22 protein-coding genes are annotated in these 16,413 nt (G+C 56.7%); 14 read left to right on the plus strand and 8 right to left on the minus strand.

What is annotated here, in order from left to right; genetic code table 11:
- From HW561_RS13495 to HW561_RS13515, 5 genes are read left to right on the plus strand one after another with little or no spacing between them, the layout of a single operon-like run.
- Window positions 1–144, plus strand: a complete 144-nt coding sequence (locus HW561_RS13495) for a hypothetical protein (RefSeq protein WP_176865603.1) — start codon at window positions 1–3, stop codon at window positions 142–144.
- Window positions 145–149: 5 nt separating this feature from the next.
- Window positions 150–713 carry a hypothetical protein gene (locus HW561_RS13500; protein ID WP_176865605.1) on the plus strand — a complete coding sequence of 188 codons (564 nt, stop codon included), beginning with the start codon at window positions 150–152 and terminating at the stop codon, window positions 711–713.
- Window positions 710–2,047: a DUF6638 family protein gene (locus HW561_RS13505; RefSeq protein WP_176865607.1), complete on the plus strand. Its 1,338-nt coding sequence runs from the start codon at window positions 710–712 to the stop codon at window positions 2,045–2,047. Before HW561_RS13500 ends, HW561_RS13505 begins: the two co-directional genes overlap by 4 nt.
- Complete coding sequence (locus HW561_RS13510; RefSeq protein ID WP_176865609.1) at window positions 2,048–2,314, plus strand: hypothetical protein; 267 nt, start codon at window positions 2,048–2,050, stop codon at window positions 2,312–2,314.
- A gap of 11 nt (window positions 2,315–2,325) precedes the next feature.
- A complete protein-coding gene (locus HW561_RS13515) occupies window positions 2,326–2,973 on the plus strand; it encodes a DUF1523 family protein (protein WP_176865611.1) in 648 nt (215 codons plus the stop codon).
- Between the two features lie 74 nt (window positions 2,974–3,047).
- Here HW561_RS13515 and HW561_RS13520 read toward each other — a convergent pair whose 3' ends face one another.
- The 6 genes from HW561_RS13520 to HW561_RS13545 form a co-directional block, all read right to left on the minus strand.
- Window positions 3,048–4,142 (minus strand): flagellar basal body P-ring protein FlgI, encoded by a 1,095-nt coding sequence (locus HW561_RS13520; RefSeq protein WP_176865613.1) that lies wholly within the window; start codon window positions 4,140–4,142, stop codon window positions 3,048–3,050.
- On the minus strand, window positions 4,139–5,146 hold the full coding sequence (locus HW561_RS13525) for a flagellin (protein ID WP_176865615.1): 1,008 nt from the start codon (window positions 5,144–5,146) through the stop codon (window positions 4,139–4,141). The genes HW561_RS13520 and HW561_RS13525 overlap by 4 nt, the downstream gene beginning before the upstream one ends.
- 2 nt (window positions 5,147–5,148) lie before the next feature.
- Window positions 5,149–6,600, minus strand: a complete 1,452-nt coding sequence (flgK, locus tag HW561_RS13530) for a flagellar hook-associated protein FlgK (protein WP_176865617.1) — start codon at window positions 6,598–6,600, stop codon at window positions 5,149–5,151.
- A 33-nt stretch (window positions 6,601–6,633) separates the two neighbouring features.
- Complete coding sequence (locus tag HW561_RS13535; RefSeq protein WP_176865619.1) at window positions 6,634–7,929, minus strand: flagellar hook protein FlgE; 1,296 nt, start codon at window positions 7,927–7,929, stop codon at window positions 6,634–6,636.
- A 91-nt stretch (window positions 7,930–8,020) separates the two neighbouring features.
- Window positions 8,021–8,860 (minus strand): flagellar motor protein MotB, encoded by an 840-nt coding sequence (locus tag HW561_RS13540; protein WP_176865621.1) that lies wholly within the window; start codon window positions 8,858–8,860, stop codon window positions 8,021–8,023.
- Window positions 8,861–8,946: 86 nt separating this feature from the next.
- The gene (locus tag HW561_RS13545) at window positions 8,947–10,266 is read right to left on the minus strand and encodes a FliI/YscN family ATPase (protein ID WP_408015389.1); all 1,320 of its coding nucleotides are present in this window, start codon (window positions 10,264–10,266) and stop codon (window positions 8,947–8,949) included.
- A gap of 105 nt (window positions 10,267–10,371) precedes the next feature.
- Here HW561_RS13545 and HW561_RS13550 point away from each other — a divergent pair, with 105 nt between their 5' ends.
- Genes HW561_RS13550 through HW561_RS13590 form a run of 9 tightly spaced genes read left to right on the plus strand, consistent with a single transcriptional unit; the run spans window position 10,372 to window position 14,902 of the window.
- Window positions 10,372–10,758, plus strand: a complete 387-nt coding sequence (locus tag HW561_RS13550; protein WP_176865625.1) for a FlgB family protein — start codon at window positions 10,372–10,374, stop codon at window positions 10,756–10,758.
- Between the two features lie 12 nt (window positions 10,759–10,770).
- Complete coding sequence (gene flgC, locus HW561_RS13555) at window positions 10,771–11,157, plus strand: flagellar basal body rod protein FlgC (protein WP_176865626.1); 387 nt, start codon at window positions 10,771–10,773, stop codon at window positions 11,155–11,157.
- Between the two features lie 12 nt (window positions 11,158–11,169).
- Window positions 11,170–11,460 (plus strand): flagellar hook-basal body complex protein FliE, encoded by a 291-nt coding sequence (fliE, locus tag HW561_RS13560; RefSeq protein ID WP_176865628.1) that lies wholly within the window; start codon window positions 11,170–11,172, stop codon window positions 11,458–11,460.
- A 3-nt stretch (window positions 11,461–11,463) separates the two neighbouring features.
- Window positions 11,464–11,736 (plus strand): flagellar biosynthetic protein FliQ, encoded by a 273-nt coding sequence (locus HW561_RS13565; protein WP_120631687.1) that lies wholly within the window; start codon window positions 11,464–11,466, stop codon window positions 11,734–11,736.
- Complete coding sequence (locus tag HW561_RS13570) at window positions 11,736–12,446, plus strand: flagellar hook-basal body complex protein (protein WP_176865631.1); 711 nt, start codon at window positions 11,736–11,738, stop codon at window positions 12,444–12,446. Before HW561_RS13565 ends, HW561_RS13570 begins: the two co-directional genes overlap by 1 nt.
- 19 nt (window positions 12,447–12,465) lie before the next feature.
- Window positions 12,466–13,251 (plus strand): flagellar basal-body rod protein FlgG, encoded by a 786-nt coding sequence (flgG, locus tag HW561_RS13575; protein ID WP_176865634.1) that lies wholly within the window; start codon window positions 12,466–12,468, stop codon window positions 13,249–13,251.
- Window positions 13,251–13,667: a flagellar basal body P-ring formation chaperone FlgA gene (gene flgA / locus HW561_RS13580; RefSeq protein WP_176865636.1), complete on the plus strand. Its 417-nt coding sequence runs from the start codon at window positions 13,251–13,253 to the stop codon at window positions 13,665–13,667. Before flgG ends, flgA begins: the two co-directional genes overlap by 1 nt.
- Window positions 13,667–14,398: a flagellar basal body L-ring protein FlgH gene (gene flgH / locus HW561_RS13585; RefSeq protein ID WP_176865638.1), complete on the plus strand. Its 732-nt coding sequence runs from the start codon at window positions 13,667–13,669 to the stop codon at window positions 14,396–14,398. The genes flgA and flgH overlap by 1 nt, the downstream gene beginning before the upstream one ends.
- A 9-nt stretch (window positions 14,399–14,407) precedes the next feature.
- Window positions 14,408–14,902 (plus strand): flagellar basal body-associated FliL family protein, encoded by a 495-nt coding sequence (locus tag HW561_RS13590; RefSeq protein ID WP_328803286.1) that lies wholly within the window; start codon window positions 14,408–14,410, stop codon window positions 14,900–14,902.
- Window positions 14,903–14,940: 38 nt separating this feature from the next.
- Here the strand turns inward: HW561_RS13590 and HW561_RS13595 are convergent, their stop codons facing one another.
- Together HW561_RS13595 and flhB are read right to left on the minus strand one after the other, a co-directional pair.
- Window positions 14,941–15,327: a hypothetical protein gene (locus HW561_RS13595; protein WP_235962900.1), complete on the minus strand. Its 387-nt coding sequence runs from the start codon at window positions 15,325–15,327 to the stop codon at window positions 14,941–14,943.
- Window positions 15,324–16,412 (minus strand): flagellar type III secretion system protein FlhB, encoded by a 1,089-nt coding sequence (flhB, locus tag HW561_RS13600; RefSeq protein ID WP_176865640.1) that lies wholly within the window; start codon window positions 16,410–16,412, stop codon window positions 15,324–15,326. Before flhB ends, HW561_RS13595 begins: the two co-directional genes overlap by 4 nt.
- Between the last annotated feature and the right edge of the window lies 1 nt (window position 16,413).

Below are 16,413 nucleotides of genomic sequence, written 5' to 3' on the forward strand. Positions count from 1 at the left end.
ATGGTGATGCAAGAGATCAACCGCTACGCCGACAGCGAGTTCCGCTACGCCGACAAGAGCGATGAGGTCGCCATCGAGAACGCCGTCTGCGAGATGGGGCGGATGGAAGAGGCCAAGCGGTGGTATCTGGAGAGGAAGGGGTGACGCCAATGGTGATTGAATTCCTTCAAGATGTCGTTGGGGTGTTGGGAGTGCTCAACGAATGGCTGAGTGCCAATAAGCTTCTGGTTTTTTCTTTGGCTATTCCTGCCTTTTCATATCTTTTCTCAAAGCAATATGAGGAACGGTCTGCCATCCGTGCGTTTGATCAACGCCAACATGAACGAAACCTTCAAAAAGAACTCAGGCTATTCGATCTAAAAGAAAAAAGGATGGAAGAACTTCGACGAGATTTAGCCAGAGTCATCGAACTAGACGCGTTGGCAGCAGCTACTAGTACGTCTGAAGAAGATAAGATTAGCGCACTTGAGACGATTGCAAGCCTACGTCTTCGAGTTCCAATAGACGACCCTGATTACCAATGTTTCCATGATTCTTGCAAATTATCGACGCAGAGAATTCTTGGTGAGGCAGTTGACAAACCAATATTGGAGTCTCGGGAGAAAAGTATCCGCCCGCTTGTTTCGGTGGGTCACGAGATACTGTGTAGATGGGAGCGAGACTTAGAAAAAAATCTTAGAATGTCGGACATGCAGAAGGGTAATTCGACATGATCCGTCTCATCGAAAAGGGCCTGATGTTCGGCAACCTCGTCCACATCTCCAGCCCGCCTCTGGTCGAGCGGTATAACCGCGCGCTGCAGCATCTGGCGGGCAAAACCACGGCGCTGATGGATTTCCATGTCGATATCTCGGGTTATTCGCCGGAGGTGGGGATTGAGCTGGACGACGCGCTCTACCTCAACCCCAACGGGGTCAACCGGCAGTTCATCCTGCTGACGACCGAACAGAAACGTGCGCCGCTGCTGAACGTCAAATTCTCGACCTCGCGCGATATCCTGCGGGACTTCATCGAGATGAACGAGGCGCAGCTGTTTGCCCTGACCGCCACCGATGCGGTGGCCGGAGAGTTGGTGAACTCGGTCATCAAACTCAGCACCCCGCGCGATCTGTTCAACCTGCGTAAGATCGAGATCGAGGCCGACACCATAGGCGGCACCCTGCGCAAGGCCCAGCAACTGGCGGGCATGGTCGAACAGTTCAAGACCGAAGAAGACGCCTGGTTCGACGATGTGCTGATCGCCAAGATGATCGAAACGGCCAAAGAAACCGGTGACGTCACCCGCAATCCTGTCCGTTTGCGTCACACCGCATTCGAGCAACGCAACTTCTGGACGGCGCATTTCGGCGGATTGTACCTATTCCCGGATATGGATCACCCGGCGGCGATCTGCATGGGGGAAAAACCTGATGATCTGAAGATCAAATACACGTTCGATCCGTCACAGCGGAACCAGATTGCCAAGTTCCTCGACTACAATGATCTGGTCGAACCCATCGTCAAAGCACGCGGTGTGGATGCCACCGCGATCCTGCAGCAGAAGATGGATTTCCTGACTATCGACGCTGCCGCGGATGCCGATGTTGACCTGACCGGGTTGGATCGCAGCGACATGCGCCGTCTGGCGCGCAACCATTCGGATCGGTTGCCGCAAGCTTATCACGGCCTTGCGCAATTGCTGCGCTGGGCAAGTGATGGCGGCCCATGGCCACGGATCACCTCGGATCACCCGGCCTATTTCTATACCCTGCGGGCGACCGATACGTCGAACCGCGATCTGGTGAACATGATGCTGGCTGAACTGGCCCCGCTGGACCCGCGCCAGATGTTCATTTGCCACAAGGAACTGTTCTATAGCACCTACGCCAATTGGCCCGAAAGCAAGAAGGCCTATGTTGCCGAGTTCCTCGCGCGCGAGTATCAGGTGGACAAAGCCGGTTCCCGAGCGGCTCTGTTTGGTCACGAGCCAGATATGAGCGGTGACGACCGGATCAGCGATGAGGTCATCGCGCGCGTGGGTCCCTGGGGCTCAGTTGGGAGAAATTGAATGATCGTCGCAATCCGTTTTCTGATTCCGCTGCTGATTGTGCTGACGGTGATCTATGTCGGCCTGTCGATCTATTCCCGCTTGGTAAGGCGACGCAAGCTGATCACGCATTGGGAGAAAAAAGAGTTGAAGGGTGATCGTGACGCGTTTGTCGCGCGCGGGTTGAAGAAATACGATAGCTCCTTTCGCCGAAAACTTTTATTGGGTGTCTATGTTGTCCCGCTTGGGGCAATTGCCCTGCTGATCTATATTATCAACTTCAAATGAGGGCCGGATCGATGGTCTATGTCAAATGGGCGTTCATCGCAGTTTTCTGGGGCTTAGTCGCCTCAGTGTTGGAGTACACCCTGCCACAGCAGGACGTGGTGCGCGTCGTCAAAACCGAGGTGCGTCGAGTTGATTTCGGCGAGAACTCAATCTTCTGGGCGCAGCAGGACACCGGCCAGGAATCCGCCCAGACGGTCAATCGCGATGTTCGTTTTGTTGAGACCTTCCGCCCCAATGGAAAGCCACGGGTCTACCGCAACGAGGATACAGGATGGGGCTGGCCGCCTTACTTCAAACTCGATAGTTCCAACCTACAGGCAGAACTTACCAATCTGGTTTCGACCTCTAAGGACCCACAATGGGTCGTATTGCGCCACTATGGTTGGCGGAACGAGTTCATGACGATCTACCCGAATGTCGTATCTGTGCGCCCGGTCGACAGTCCTGACGTGCGGCTGATCCCTTGGTTCAACATCATCTTCCTGACGATGTTCTTTGCCATTGTCTGGGCCCTTTGGGTGCGGTGGCGCCGTTTCCGGCAAAGGAGGATCGACCCTGTGCTGGAAAATATGGAAGACGGCCTTTATGCCGCCGGGGACGCGATAGAAGAAAGGCGCAACGGTTTCCGCCGGTGGCTAGACAGCTGGAAATCAAAGTAGGGTCCAATATCTGAAACTGGCGCCGTCGTGAACCTGCTACATACTGGCCCACCGAATGTATCTGCGGACCGACGTCATCTGACGATGAATTCGGCATGCAAGGCACCGGCTGCCTTTATGGTTTTCAGAATGTCGATCATATCGCGTGGTGAAACACCCAGGGCGTTCAACCCAGCCACGACCTCGGATAGGGTGGTGGCCTCGGGTATCTCGGCCAGACCGGTGCCTTCGTCTTCCTCTATCCCTGCGATTGTCCTTGGTACTACAACCGTTTCTCCGCGCGCGAATGGGTTGGGTTGAACCGCAATTGGGGCTTCTTCGACGGTAAGAGTCAGGTTGCCTTGTGATACCGCCACGCGAGAAATCCGCACCTCTTGTCCCATGACAATGGTGCCAGAGCGCTGATCAACAACAACACGGGCCTTGGTTTCGGGCTCTACCAGAATGTTCTCGATCCGTCCGATCGCATGCGCGGTGGAAATGGCCTGAGTGGCCGCGATGTTCAGCTCGACCGTTCCGGAATCGCGCATGATCGCTACGGCGCGGTTGAATTCGGTGTTGATCGCGACCTCGATGCGCCCTGCTGTTGTGAAATCGGGTTCTCGTAAGGCAAGTCGCATTTGAGTCAAAGTCGACAGATCAAAGTCGATCTCACGCTCTACGCGCGCGCCGGAGGGGATTACGCCGGAGGTCGGCACACCACGCACGACGGATGCGGCCTCGCCCTCGGCAACGGCACCGCCGGCGAGGACTGTCCCTTGTGACACCGCATAGATCTGCCCGTCTGCCGCATTAAGCGGCGTCATGATCAGCGTTCCACCCAACAGACTGTTGGAATCCCCGATGGCCGAGACGGTCACATCGATCTGGCCCCCGACGCGTGCAAACGGAGGCAGGCTGGCTGTTACCAGAACGGCGGCCACGTTCTTGGGTCGAAAATCCTCACCGGTGACATTGACGCCCAATCGTTCGAGGATGTTGGACATGATCTCTTCGGTGAAGGGTGAGTTTCGCAGCCCGTCGCCGGTCCCATTCAGCCCCACGACAAGGCCATAACCTACAAGGTCATTGCCCCGCACACCGTCGAAATTGACAAGGTCCTTTAGCCGGATCGCGCCAGCAGACGCTATTCCGGGCAAGAGTATCAAAAGGAAAAAGAGAACTCTCATCTCAGGAAATTCACCAATGACAGATTCGCGTTGCGAACCGTGACGGAATAGAGACTTTCCAACTGGAATTGCACCGTTTGCAACTTGGCAGCCGTCTCATATGGATCGGCCTCGATCAGCGCATTTCGGCTGTAATCCAGGCTGGTGCGTGCGGCAGAGTTGCGGATGGCAGCCTCTTCGACACGGGCTTCGGCCGCGCCAACCTCCGCCCGTAATTTCACGGTTTCATCCTGAGCGTTGGCGAGGCCAACACCCAGTTGTGCAAACAGGATCGTTCGTTGATCTGTTGGCAACGCGAGCGCATCGTCCGAGGTAAGCGCTGCGACGGCGACATCTCTCAGCGCGGCCTTGAACGCTGGGTCGGTTGCGGTGATTGGGATGGTTATGCGTTCATTCTCAGAAATCTGCATTGACGACAAGGGTGTGTCCGAGCCCTGATAAATCACGGCATCGAACCCCGCTGGATCATTGAACCAAGCCTCTGCGGCCGCACGAATGTCTGTCACCGTTGTCAGGCCGGTCAGCTCAGCCTCCAGCGCGGTCAGCAGCGTTTCCGAAGACGGCAGCGGCGAAACATCCGTCGCGATCCCTGAAAACAGGCTGCGCCCGCCCACTCGCGTGTTTAGGGACGACATCATAGTGTCGAGCTCATTGCGGGCTTGCACTGCGGCCTGCTCATGCGTGACCGTGTGGTTGGCCGTTCCGAATGACAGGAGAGAGGCGGTGATTTCACCAACCGAGTCGCCGAACGTCGTCAGGCTTTGCTGCATGACATCGGTGAACAGATCGGCCTCGGCAGTGGCGGTCCTGAAGGCGTCGAGCCTGGCAAGGCTGCGGTCCAGATCCAGAATTTGGGAATAGTCTCCGCCCAGACGTTCCGAGATGTCCTGTACCTTTCCGGTCGACATTTCGTAAGACAGGGTCTCAATCTGGGTTTTGATTTCTGTAGCGCGTGTTCGAAGGGTCAGGCCCCGCGCCAGATCACCTATTGCAGTCAGGTTCATGTTCACAACCTCAACAGAGTTTCCATAAGCTCATCAACGACCGTGATGACCCTTGCGTTTGCGGCATAGATCTGTTCGATCTGCATCAGGCGCTGCAGTTCCTGATCCGTATCCACGCCTTGTTCAGCCTCGATCTGAGCCATTTGTAGCTGTGCGCCGTTTGCGAAGGTTTTACGCTGGTCGGCCACGTGCGCATTTGCCCCGGCCTTCGACAACAATGCTTCGGTGATTTCAGCAGCGCGCATATTTCCGGTGCCAAAAAGAGACCCTGATACCGGGCGCGCGTCGCTCAGGATCGCACTGAAGGCTTGCAATTGTGACGCACTCCCCGGTTCACCCGGGACTGCTGCACCAAGACCGGTTCGAAGTTTCCAACTGTTTCCCCCCGCATCCGGATCGACAACTGAATTGATTGCAATGCGAGAAGCCAATCCGGTCATGCTTGCCGCATCGAACCGATTGCCGTCATCCGTGAACAGTCCAGGATCGGTTGCAAGCGCGGTCAGGTCCAGACCGGGTGTCTCAAAGCGTTCGACCAGATCGCGGGCAACGGTGTCCAATTGCACCTGGGCTTCAACGGCCAATTCATCACGGATGGCGAATTGGGCCATCAACGCGCCGCCACGGATCTGGGCATCTTCGCCACTTGTTCGCACCGGCTGCCCGTTCATTTCCAGCCCTGACAGCAGCCCGTTTGCAACGGTCATGTGTGGTTTCGTTTCACCAGTGGTGGAAAAGGTGAATTCAGCAGCCTTCCCTTCCAACAGGATCAGTCCACCGTCGGAATACAGGGACACCCGATCATTATCGCGCGCCACAACATTGACCGGGATCAGTTCGTTGACCTGATCAATCAGGACCTGCCGTTGATCCAGCAATGCTCCGATGTCACCGCCCGAGTTCTGGATGGCGGGGATTTTGGCGTTCAGGTCTTCGATATCTTTGAGAGTCTGGTTCAGGCTGTCGATCTGCGTTCCGATCTTTCGATCTGCATCCGATCGTGCTTGTCGTACGCCCTCGGACGCTGCGTTTAGGCCATTTGCAAGATCGCGCCCGGTGCGGGCTACCTGATCAAGGCGTTCAGCTGAATCAGGTGAGCTGGCTGCAGTGATCAGGCTGCCTTCGAAAGACGACAGGCGCGCAGCCAGAGATGTCGCATCATCCGCTGATCCAACCAAACCTTCGAAGCGTGTGTGAAAGTCTGATACCGCTGATTGTCTGGCCAAATCCGCATCAGTTGTGCGTCGATTGGCAGTCAATACGGGATCCTGATGCCGGGTCACGCCGACAGTACGTACTCCATTTCCTGAAATCGGGCTGGTTGCCAGTTCAAGGGATCGGCGCGCATAGCCTGGCGTCAGGGCATTGGCGATGTTGCCAGACACCACTGCGGCCCCACGACTGGCTGCGGTCAGCCCGCCCAATGCGTTGTTGAAAGCCGTCGACATGTTCATGAGACCGTTCCTTTCCTGTGGTCAAGACCCGGATCAGCGTTTGATATTCGTTGTTTCCTGCAGCATTTCGTCCACCGTCTTGATGACCGTGGCGCTGGAGGAATACGCGCGTTGCGTTTGAATCAACGAGGTCAGCTCGGTTGCGACGTCAGTGGTTGATTCTTCCCGCGCGAATGAAACAAGATCTCCGGTTGGGCCTTCGCCGGAATCCCAGAGAAAGAAGGTACCGCTTTCGCGTGACGGCGCATAAGTTTGACTATCCAACGCCGTGAGGCCGTTCGGGTTGGGAACATCTGCCAACGGAATCTGGAACATACGTCGGCTGACACCGGTATCGTAGAACGCGTAGACATACCCGTTTTCATCCACTTGAACGCTTGTCATCGTACCCACGGCTGAACCGTCGCGGGTGATTGAAACCGGTGCGAACGTATCGGAAAGCTGGGTAATTCCGTCAGGATCACCGATCATGCCGACATTGACCTCCATCGGTCCGCCAGCAACGTTGACTAGGACGCTGCCGGTTGCCGGGTCATAAGCTCCGCCAGAAACTGCGGTGACACTGGCCAAGGTGCCTCCGGCAGTTCGGCTATCGGTAAAGGTCAGCGTGTACTCGCCGATGATCGCGCCGCCTGATGCCGAATCGCGCATGATCATGGTCCATTCATTGCTGGAACCAGTTGCCGGTACGGTTGGCACCAACTCGATATCGACGCTTTCGGATTTGCCCAGATTGTCGAAATACTCGACCGACAATGGCTGCGTATCACCCAGAGAACCGGCTTCGGTGGCAGTTGCCGGCAGGTTCATCCGCAGGTTCATTTGCGTGGTGGGCGAGCCGGACAATTGATTGACGCTGAGTTGGATCGGCTCAAGCGCAGCAGGAGTATCCCGCGGTACGGCCGGGATAGAGCCGTCAGCGGCGGCGCGCCATCCCAGCAATACCAGACCGGATTCGGTGACCAGATACCCTTCCTCATTTGCGCGAAACGAACCGGTGGTGGTCAGTAACATCTCGTTCGATCCAGACGCGATCTGGGAGCTGGGGCGCACGGGCAGCATGCCGCGCCCACGGACGGCAAGGTCGGTTGAATTATTGGTTGTAACGAGCGCACCACGCTGATCGATCAGGCGTTGACTGGTCGTTCTGACACCGCCCGCTGAATAGCTACCACCTTGGCCGGATGTGACCATCGAGTGAAAATCCGTCTCGACCCGTTTGTAGCCAAAGGTTGAGGAGTTCGCGATATTGTCGGAAATCGTGGCCAGCCTGTTGGCGTTGGCCTTCAATGCGGCCACCCCGGCATTCAGCGAAGAGGAAATTGTCATCGGCACGCCCTTCTGTTGCGTCAATCGTTGATGCAACAGGTAACGCGCTGGCCCTTAACACCGCGCTAACAGGTAAAATGCGTTCTATCCTTTAGGTGCCACGCAGGAAAATAATCTCGATCCGGTTGTTGCGCGGGGCCATCGGATTTTTGCTGAACAGTTTCCGGTCGGCATGGCCCGTGACGCGGTCAAGACGCTGTGCCGCAACGCCTTTGTCCTGCAATATCTGACGCACGACCTGTGCCCGCGATGTTGAAGTGTCCCAGGATGGGTTGCGAGCCAACACAACCGGAGATGCGCTGACATGACCTTCGACGGCAATCGAGTTCGTCACCAAATCCGAAGATCTGGCCAACATCAGCGCCAAAGCGCGCATTGTCGAGGTTGGATTGTCGGTACCCGGTTCGAACAGCTGTTGATCCTCGGTATCGAACAGTTCGACGATCAGGCCTTCATCTGTGACACGTGTGACGATGTGCTTGAGAACCTTGTCCGACACCATGCTTTCACCGGTGCGGCCCAAAAGCTGCGCCTCGAGGGAAGAGAAGTCTTCGAACGCGCCTTTGGCACCACCCTCAGAATCCACTCCGCTTGAACCGCGTGCCCGTTTGGCTTCGGTCGGGCGTTGATTGCTTGCGCCCGAACCGTCCATCACCATTGTATTTTCTGAAAACATGTTGTTTCCGCCAAAGGCGCCATCGCCGCCACCTGACACCGGATTGACCGGGATCGTTGGCGAAAAGTAATCCGCCAGCCCTTTGCGTTGCTTTTCTGTTGTTGCATTCAGCAGCCACATCAACATGAAGAAGGCCATCATGGCCGTGACAAAGTCCGCATACGCGACCTTCCACGCACCACCGTGATGGCCATCGCCACCCGATACACGCTTCTTCTTGATGATGATTGGCGCCGCATTGGTTTGCGCACCCATCTCCACCACCTTTTTCTCACCCACTACCGGAGTATCAGCGCAGGTCTTAAGGTGGGTTTAACACTTAAAACTGTTCAGATTTCCTGTCACCGCGGCAAGCCTGCTGTCGCGCGGCGCAGGATCAGAGACAGGCGATTAAAGCTGTTTTTGATCCCCTCAGCGTCCGCTTTGCCAAAGAACCCGTCCAGCTCTTCACGAACCCGCACAGCTTGATCCAGCAGTGGATCGGTGCCTTCCGAGTAAAGCCCGGCCCTGATCATCACTTCGGATTGCTCATAGCTGCCGACCAGTTTCCGCGTTTCCGAGATCATTTGATTCTCGGCTTCGGCAGCAGCAGCAGGCAAGCTGCGCGACACGGACCGACTGAGATCGATGGCTGGAAATCGGCCGCGTTCGGCGATGTCACGGCTGAGGACAATGTGCCCGTCCAGAACGCCGCGCAGGATGTCGGCCACAGGTTCGTCCAAATCCGACCCCGCGACTAACACGCTGAATACGGCAGTGATGTCGCCCTGATCATGTCTCCCGGGCCCGGCGCGTTCGCACAGATTGGCAATCAACGGTGTAACGGACGGGGGAAACCCGCGCAGCGATGGCGATTCGCCCATGGCAACGGCGATTTCCCGATGCGCTTCGGCAAACCGTGTAACAGAATCTGCGAGAAACAGAACGTTCAGACCCTGATCGCGCAGATATTCCGCCACCGACATGGCCGACCATGCGCAGCGTCTGCGTGCAAGGGCCGATTGATCCGAGGTCGCCGCCACGACCACGGACCGTTTCATGGCTGCGGGGCCTAGGGCGTTGGCCACGAACTCATTCACCTCCCGCCCACGTTCCCCGACCAGAGCCACCACAACTGCGTCCGCCTGCATTGACCGGGCCAACGTCGCCAAAAGCGTGGATTTCCCGACGCCTGATCCCGCGAACAGACCAATCCGCTGGCCTCGCACGATAGGTAAAATGGTGTTGAGTACGGCCAGACCGGTCGCCATCCGCTCACCCAGAGGTTTGCGTTCTACAGCGGGCGGCGGTGCTTGCATGATGTCCCGGTTCTGCAATCCGCCCAGCAGGGGTTTGCCATCCAGTGGCTTTCCAAATGGGTCAATCACCCGACCCAGCCAGTGATTCCCGGGCGTAAATCCGGGGGAAGGATCAAGATACACACGATCCCCCAGGCTGACCCCATCGGGTGCCGCGCCCGGTAGCATGTGAATATGCTCGGCACCGACATGTAGAACCTCTCCCGCCAGATCTGGCCCGGTGCGACGCTGCAATGTCAGCAGATCCCCGGTTCGGGCCTGTTCGGTCAGGCCGCCCACTTCGATAACGCCATGTGCCACGCCGGTGACCAGTCCGATATGCCGGACCGCAGTCATCCTGTCGAATTCGCACTTCAGAAGCATCGGGTCGAGATCGGACATCGCGAGTCCTCCAATTGGTTTCTGAAAACTGTTTCTAAAGGAATCGGGGTTAAGCCTTGATTGAAATTGATCGAGGGAGAAGCCCCGATGTTCTCTGACCTGAACGTCTTTAAGACAGCGTACGCAATGGCAACCCATGCCGGGCAACGGCAAGCTGTCATTTCGCGCAACATGGCCAATGCAGATACGCCCGACTACCAGCCCCGCGATATCGAGGCCTTTCAAACCGCATTCGAAAACTCCGGTCGACAGACCGTGATGACCGCCAGCCGACAAGGGCATTTGAATGGTGGTCCGTCCGCACAGCCTTGGCCCGAGTATCAGGCTGAACCGTCGGGTGATCCCAACGGCAACGGCGTGTCGTTGGAAGAGGAGATGCTGAAAGCGGTCGAGGTCAAGCGGCAGCATGACCGCGCTCTGGCCATCTATCGCTCGTCTATCGGAGTGCTGCGGACCAGTCTGGGTCGTGGGTAACAGGAGGCTGACATGAGTGACTTTTCCCATTCCCTGACGGCCTCGGCCAGCGCGCTGCGTGCGCAGGCCGCGCGGTTGCGCCATGTGTCCGAGAACATCTCGAACGCGGATACGCCGGGATACCGGCGCAAAACCGTACCGTTTGAGATGGTTCAAAAAGACGGAAAAGACATGGTTCAGGCTGGCCGGGTTCAGCTCGACCGTCGCGATCTGAGCCGCATTTATGACCCCAGCCATCCGATGGCGGATGACACCGGCAATTATCGCGGCTCGAATGTCGATCTGATGATCGAAATCGCCGACGCACGGGAAGCCCAGCGCAGCTATGAGGCCAACCTCAAAATGTTCGACCAGACCCGGCAGATGTCGTCGTCGCTGATGGAATTACTTCGTAGATAAAGGAAAGCCAGAATGGATATCCGATCACTGAGCGCGGCGCAAAGCTATGCCTTTGCCCGCCCCGCAACACAGCCCGAACCAGACCATAACGGAATGGCGCAAGGGATGCGTTTGACCTTTCAGGATTTTGCCACCACGCTGAAACACAGCGAGCATATGGCTGAGGCATCGATGGTTGGGCAAGCCGACCCGCACGCGTTGGTTCAGGCATTGGCCCAGACTGAACTTGCGGTCGAAACCGCAGTGATCGTCCGCAACAAGGTGGTCGAGGCTTATCAGGAAATTCTGCGGATGCCGGTCTGAGCGATGCTGAGCGAAGGTCTCTTCTACGACATCGTCCGTCAGGCGCTGTGGATTGCGGTCATCACCTCGGTCCCGATTCTGGCGGTGGCGCTGATTTCAGGCCTGATCGTAGGCTTGTTCCAGGCGCTGACCTCGGTGCAGGAGATGACGCTGACCTTCGTCCCCAAACTGATTGCCATCGTCATCGTGTTCTGGATTTCGATGGGGTTCATGACTCAGACACTCGTCACTTTTTTCACCGGGACGCTTGTCCCATTGATTGCAGGAGGTCGTTGATGGACACCGCCTATGTCACCTTGTCCCGCCAGTCCGGGCTGATGAATGAAATGCGGTTGGTTGCGAATAACATCGCCAACGCCAATACCACCGGCTATCGCCAGCAGGGGCTGGTGTTCTCGGAGTTCATCCGCGACATGCCAAACAACCCCCCGCTGTCCATGAGCCGTGCAGAAGTGCGCAATACCTCGCTGCAACAGGGTGTTTTGACGGAAACCGGCGGTCAGTTCGATTTCGCCATCGAAGGTGACGGGTTCTTCATGGTCGAAACGCCAGAAGGCAATCGCCTGACCCGGGCGGGCAGCTTTTCCCCCAACGTCGAAGGCGATCTGGTTGCCATGGACGGGGCGCGGGTGCTGGATAGCAATGGATCGCCGGTTTTTATCCCGCCTGATGCGGCTTCGATCGATGTCGGCAATGACGGAACGCTGAGTGTGGATGGCCAGTTACTGGGTCAGATCGGGGTCTACCAGGTTGCTGAACCCAAGGATCTGGTGCGCGAGGGCAATACCCGGTTTCGACCGCAGGGAGATATCGACCCTGTCGACGAGCCGGTTGTTCTGCATCGCTTTCTCGAAGGATCGAACGTCAACGCCATCCAGCAGGTGACCCGGCTTGTCGAAATTCAACGCGCCTATGAGCTGGGTCAGAGCTTTCTGGAAACTGAAGATGAGCGTGTGCGTGGGGCGCTCAAGGCCCTGATGCGTTAAATTTTGTGGAGAACTCAAGATGCGTGCTTTGAAAATTGCAGCCACCGGCATGACCGCGCAACAGATGCGGGTCGAGACGATCTCGAACAACCTGGCGAATATGAACACCACCGGCTACAACGCCCGCCGCGCCGAATTTGCGGACCTGCATTATCAGCAGATGGCGCGCGCCGGGGCGGTCAATGCCTCAGACGGGACAGTTTTGCCGACAGGAATTCAACTGGGTCTGGGTGTACGTCCTGCCGCCGTAACGGTTCAATTGGCGCAAGGCGCGTTGTCCGCCACGGGCAGCGATCTCGATATTGCCATCGAAGGGCGGGGGTACTTGGAGGTGACTCTTCCAAACGGACAATCCGCATTTACCCGGGATGGCAGTCTAAAAAGATCGTCTGAGGGCTTGATCGTGACGTCTGACGGGTTTGCGGTCGCGCCTGAAATAACCATCCCTGATGATGCCCGTTCCATTTCGATCAACGCCTCTGGCGAGGTTTATGCCTATTTTGACGACACGGCCGAAGGGCAGCTATTGGGTGAGTTCACTCTGGCGAGTTTCTCGAATGCCAAAGGGCTCGAGGCGGTTGGCAGTAACTTATTCAAGGAAACCGAAGCATCTGGCGCGCCGGTTCTGGGTCCTCCGGGTGAGGATGGGTTGGGCATTCTGCGGCAGGGGTACTTGGAAGACAGCTCGGTTGATGCCGTGCGCGAAGTCACCGAACTGATCGAAGCGCAGCGTGGCTACGAGATGAATGCCAAAGTCATCTCCGCCGTCGATCAGATGATGAGTGCAACGACGCAGGTGCGGTGATGCGACTCTTTCTCATATCAATGGCGCTGGTGGTGCCGATGCTTGCGCAAGCCGATATCGTGGTGTCGACCCGTACCATTCGCGCGAAAGAGATTATTGTCGCGGCTGACCTCGACACAAGGCCAAAGGATACACCCGGCGCGGTTACGGATCCTGATGTTCTGATCGGGCAGGAGGCCCGTGTTGCCATCTATCCGGGTCGTCCTATTCGGGACACGGATGTGGGCGCGCCCGCCATCGTGGATCGTAACGACCTAGTCGTCTTGGTGTTCAATCGTCAGCCCCTGTCGATCACTGCAGAAGGTCGTGCGCTAGGCCGTGGCGCGGCGGGTGACCGAATTCGCGTCATGAACCTGTCGTCCCGAACAACGGTGACGGGTCGCATTCGGTCTGATGGATACATTGAGGTAAAATAATGACTGGACTGTCCAAAACCCTTTTGTTCACGGTTCTTGCTGTGTCCGCTTGCGGTCGGCTTGATCATCTTGGTAAACCGCCAAGCTTTACCCCGAACGAAGAGTCCCCCGAGCAAGTTGCCATGTTGTGGCCAGGTCTGCCACTGCACACTCAATCTCAGCGCAACGTTGACAGATCGTCATTGTGGAGCGGTGGGCAGCAATCGCTGTTAGGTGATCAAAGGGCAATCAAGAAAGGCGATATCTTGACGGTTGTCATCGAATTGGACGAAGAGGCCGAGATTTCGAACAACACCAACCGCTCTCGTTCAGGGTCGGAAGAACTGGGGGTTTTCGGCCTGTTCGGTCTGCCGCAGCGGGTACAGGAGCGCCTGCCTGATGGCGCAACTTTGGACGAGGCCGTGTCGATTGAATCTGATGCGTCCAGTGCAGGTCGTGGTTCTGTCAGGCGCAAGGAAAAGCTGACCTTGCGCGTTGCTGCAACGGTGCTTGATGTGTTGCCAAACGGGGTGTTGTCGATTTCCGGCTCGCAGGAATTGCGTGTCAATTTCGAATTGCGAGAGCTGCTGGTGGCCGGATATGTCCGCCCCCAAGATATCTCACGCCAGAATGAGATCACCTATGACAAGATCGCTTCGGCGCGGGTGTCGTATGGAGGTCGGGGGCAGATCACGGACGTGCAACAGCCGCGGTACGGCCAGCAAGTCCTCGATTCACTTCTGCCGTTCTGAGGTGTGGATGTGATCAAGATACTGATGCCAATTGCCTTTTTATCCGTGGGTCTTGGGGCCGGTATCGGGGTGGGGATTTACATGGCCCCCTCCGAAGCACCAGCGCTGGAAGAGGCAGAAACCAAACCCGAAATGGCTAAGGACAAATCCCATAAATCGGGTAAAGAGGGAAAGGCAGACGAGTTTGATTACCTGAAAATGACAAAGCAATTTGTTGTCCCGATTGTGGAAGACGACAAAATTGCAGCCATGGTGACAATGTCCCTGAGCTTGGAAGCCAACCCCGCCGTCACCGATACGTTTTATGCCATCGAGCCAAAATTGCGGGACAGGTTTTTGCAGGTTCTGTTTGATCACGCCAATACTGGAGGGTTTGACGGCCTCTTCACGCAATCTGACAATCTGGGCGCATTGCGTAAGGCGTTGCTGGAGGTGGCGCGCAAGGATCTGGGCGATGATGTTTCGCAGGTTTTGATCATGAGCGTAAATCGTCAAGACACCTGATACATTCAGCGTTGGTCCTGGGTGGTGGACCAACGCTGCTACTGCATCAATTGTTTTTTGGCTACGGCCTGCAGACGGTTCCGCAACTGGGTCGTCGACAGGTTTTCCACAGCTTGTTTGCGACCAAAAGCCGTTCTTAGAGCCGCAAGCGCCGCAAGTTTTTGTGCGCGCAGCCGGGCAAGCTCCATGTTGAGCTGACGACGGGTAGCGGATTCCCAGCCATTCCAGAGAACATCAGTTCCCGTGATTTTATACCCATCTGCATCAGAGCTGTCCTGACGGGCCTTATGTGCCTGTGCATCCAGCTTGACCAATTGTTGCTGGATTCTTGCTTCTGCCTCCAACACCGGACGCAGAGTCTGGAACCTCCTTTGAAAGACTGCTTCGGTCACAGTCTGCAGGTCCGACAATTTGGTGCGGCTCATCCGATCTGCCCTTTCGCGCGTTTGCGCATTGCTTCGGCAAACCGGATCGCGGCGGCAACCGGGCGATAGTGCTCTTCAGCGATTTCCTGGCCGATTTCGACCGACGCGTGCAGCGCGCGTGCAGTGGGTGGATCGGAATGGATTGGCACGCCAGCCTGACCCGCAGCCGACCGAATTGCGGCAGCAATTTCATCAACGCCTTTGGCCACGCAAACCGGTGCCGTGCCCGTCGCTCGCGACCATCTCAGCGCAACAGCGAAATGGGTCGGGTTGACGATGACCACATCGGCGTCGGGGACATCAGCCATCATCTGGTTCGTGGCAATCTCTTGCGCGCGCTGGCGGCGTTGTTGCTTGACGTGAGGATCACCTTCCGCATCCTTGGTCTCATCCTGGATTTCCTTGCGCGACATCCGGTTCTTGCGGATATGCTCTGCGTATTGCCACAGGTAATCGACGATTCCGATGGCCAGCGCGATTGCAATAACAATGAACAGGAAGCGAAACAGCAGGTTCATCATCAGCAGGATCGATGATTGGGCGGGCGCCGCGCTGGCCGAGAGGATTTCGGTCAAGTTGGCTCGTAGGAACAGCGCCAGACAGGTGCCGTAGATCACCAGTTTGACAAAGCTTTTGGCGAATTCGAACAAGCCGCCCCGCCCGAACTTGTTTTTGGCATTCGAGGGGATGGAGATGCGCGATAGTTTTGGTTTGAGCTTGCTGGGCGCAAAGATCAGGGCGCGCTGGGCAATCAGGCTCAGTAGGACGGCGGCGGCAGGCAGGGCAAACATAAGGGCGACAGGAATCAACGCTCCTTTCAGCATGCCAGCTATCGGAGCGGCAGCGGGACCGGTTGAAACCAGGTGCGCAACCTCATCCGACTGATCAAGCAAAACGACAAAGAGCGCGCCCAGATGCTCTGCCGTGTATTGGCCCGCAGTCAGAAGTGTGATTAACAAACCAGTATATCCTGCGACCACGGAAAGATCATTCGATTTGGCGACCTCCCCCTTGTCCCGCGCTTTCTGAAGTTTTTGTGGGGTTGGGTCAAAAGACTTGTCACTGTCATCATCCGATGCGCTCATG

Origin of the sequence: Ruegeria haliotis (genome assembly GCF_013377785.1) — a bacterium.
In the GTDB taxonomy this organism is placed as follows: domain Bacteria; phylum Pseudomonadota; class Alphaproteobacteria; order Rhodobacterales; family Rhodobacteraceae; genus Ruegeria; species Ruegeria haliotis.